Here is a 2,398-nt window from a genome sequence, read left to right as displayed (position 1 = left end):
AACCTGACATCGCTTCGCATGACGGGCCAGGAAATTGTTGATGCGCTCGAGAACGGCGTAAGCGGAATCGATACAAAACAAGGCCGTTTCCCGCAAGTTTCGGGCATGCGCTACTATTATGACTCGAAGAAGCAGCCGGAAGTGCTGGATGCAAACGGTAAGCTGGTAACACAGGGCAGCCGTATCGTCAAAGTTGACATTAAAAACGCTGATGGCAGCTATAGCCCAATCGATCTGAATGCATATTACTTTGTGGCAACGAACTCCTTCATGGCAAACGGCGGCGACTTCTACCGCTCGATGAAAGCAGCGAAGGATGCAGGACGCCAGTATGAGATGAACCTAGTTGATTACGAGGTGTTCATCGAGCATATTTCGAAGCTGGGCACGATCAATACGGGAATTGAAGGCCGTATTACGGATTTGGAAGGCGGTCCGATTCCAGGCGAACCATTCAAAATGACGCTTATGCATGTGAATGATACGCATGCTCATCTTGAAACGGTTGCCAAAAGATTCACGGCGATTAAAGAGATTCGCTCAGAAGTGAAAAACTCCATTTTGCTTGATGCAGGAGATGTATTCTCAGGAACGTTGTTCTTTAACAAATATTTAGGACAAGCGGATTTGGCATTTATGAATAAGATTGGTTATGACGCGATGGTGTTCGGTAACCATGAATTTGATAAAGGGCCATCAGTACTAGCGGATTTTGTGAAAAATGCGAAATTCCCGTTTGTAAGCTCCAATATTGATTTCAGCAAGGAGCCAGCACTTAGCGGCTATGTATCGGAGCAAGAAAAAGGAAAGCCGGCATTAAATGGCAAAATTTACGACGCGGTCATTTTGGATAAAGACGGCCAGAAAATCGGCATATTCGGTCTAACGACGGAGGATACGAAATTCCTTGCTTCGCCGGGTGAAAATATCGTGTTCGAAAATTACATTGCCAAGGCAGATGAAACGGTTAAAATGCTGCAAAAAGAAGGCATTAATAAAATCGTGGCCTTGACTCACCTAGGCCATGAATTTGATAAAAAACTGGCTGAAGCTGTAACCGGCATCGATGNACGCTTATGCATGTGAATGATACGCATGCTCATCTTGAAACGGTTGCCAAAAGATTCACGGCGATTAAAGAGATTCGCTCAGAAGTGAAAAACTCCATTTTGCTTGATGCAGGAGATGTATTCTCAGGAACGTTGTTCTTTAACAAATATTTAGGACAAGCGGATTTGGCATTTATGAATAAGATTGGTTATGACGCGATGGTGTTCGGTAACCATGAATTTGATAAAGGGCCATCAGTACTAGCGGATTTTGTGAAAAATGCGAAATTCCCGTTTGTAAGCTCCAATATTGATTTCAGCAAGGAGCCAGCACTTAGCGGCTATGTATCGGAGCAAGAAAAAGGAAAGCCGGCATTAAATGGCAAAATTTACGACGCGGTCATTTTGGATAAAGACGGCCAGAAAATCGGCATATTCGGTCTAACGACGGAGGATACGAAATTCCTTGCTTCGCCGGGTGAAAATATCGTGTTCGAAAATTACATTGCCAAGGCAGATGAAACGGTTAAAATGCTGCAAAAAGAAGGTATTAATAAAATCGTGGCCTTGACTCACCTAGGCCATGAATTTGATAAAAAACTGGCTGAAGCTGTAACCGGCATCGATGTTATCGTTGGTGGACACAGCCATACGAAGGTAGACGCACCAGTTGTTTACCATGCGGCAGAAGAGCCTACGCTAGTCGTCCAAGCCGAACAATATGGCAATTATTTAGGCCGCTTGGATCTGGATTTTGACGGAAGCGGCGTATTGACAGCATGGAATGGCAAGCTTCTGCCGATCAGCGGTTATGCAGAGGATGCAGATGCGTTAGAAATGCTGAAGCCTTACAATGAGGGCATTGCTAATACTGAAATACAAGTTATTGGCAAAACGAATGTGGATTTAGAAGGCGGTAACCCTCCTTCTCGCGTTAAGGAAACCAACCTTGCAAATCTAATGACGGACGGGATGGTCGCTAAAGTAAAAAGCTTTGTTAACAGCAATCCAGAGTTAAAGAAATTAGAGGTAAAAGGTTTTGTAGCGATCCAAAATGGCGGTGGAATTCGCACGTCGATTAAACAAAAGGCAGAGGGCAAAACGGATGGCGACATCACGCTGGGCGAATTGCTGACGGTTATGCCATTCGGCAATAACCTGACATCGCTTCGCATGACGGGCCAGGAAATTGTTGATGCGCTCGAGAACGGCGTAAGCGGAATCGATACAAAACAAGGCCGTTTCCCGCAAGTTTCGGGCATGCGCTACTATTATGACTCGAAGAAGCAGCCGGAAGTGCTGGATGCAAACGGTAAGCTGGTAACACAGGGCAGCCGTATCGTCAAAGT

1 protein-coding gene and 1 pseudogene are annotated in these 2,398 nt (G+C 45.2%); both read left to right on the top strand.

Going from position 1 to position 2,398, the window contains the following annotated elements:
* Window positions 1-18: 18 nt before the first annotated feature.
* Window positions 19-1,069 (top strand): annotated as a pseudogene (locus A7975_RS35660) (5'-nucleotidase C-terminal domain-containing protein); the annotation flags it as partial.
* Between the two features lies 1 nt (window position 1,070).
* The coding region (locus A7975_RS34205) for a bifunctional metallophosphatase/5'-nucleotidase (RefSeq protein WP_218061015.1) at window positions 1,071-2,398 on the top strand (1,328 nt) is incomplete at both ends.

Origin of the sequence: Bacillus sp. FJAT-26390 (genome assembly GCF_001682865.1) — a bacterium.
Classification (GTDB): domain Bacteria; phylum Bacillota; class Bacilli; order Paenibacillales; family Paenibacillaceae; genus Pristimantibacillus.
This window is presented reverse-complemented; position numbering and strand designations above follow the sequence as displayed.